At 35.3% G+C, this 278-nt stretch carries 1 protein-coding gene; it reads left to right on the top strand.

Going from position 1 to position 278, the window contains the following annotated elements; all coding sequences use genetic code 11:
- Positions 1-18: 18 nt before the first annotated feature.
- A partial coding sequence (locus HMPREF2801_RS07085) for a single-stranded DNA-binding protein (RefSeq protein WP_070611406.1) occupies positions 19-278 on the top strand: 260 nt, incomplete at its 3' end.

Here is a 278-nt window from a genome sequence, read left to right as displayed (position 1 = left end):
GAAAAGGAGAAATTTTTAATGAAGCAAGAAATGATTAACATCAATGCCAATTTATTGGCAGAGCCCACTTTTTCAAGTTTTGACAAAGAGGGAGAAACGGTTGAAGTTGCAAACTTTACGCTTGTAAAAAAGTACGGAAAAGGTAAGGAATATATCAATTGTGCAGCCTATGGAGAAAAAGCGGAGAAAGCAAAGGATTTTGAAAAGGGCGATTTGATCCATATCTTTGGATACTTTAAGAAGCGTGAAAAAGAGGGAAAGACTTACAAAAACTTTGT

This window comes from Peptoniphilus sp. HMSC062D09, from assembly GCF_001811425.1.
Taxonomy (GTDB): domain Bacteria; phylum Bacillota; class Clostridia; order Tissierellales; family Peptoniphilaceae; genus Peptoniphilus_A.
This window is presented reverse-complemented; position numbering and strand designations above follow the sequence as displayed.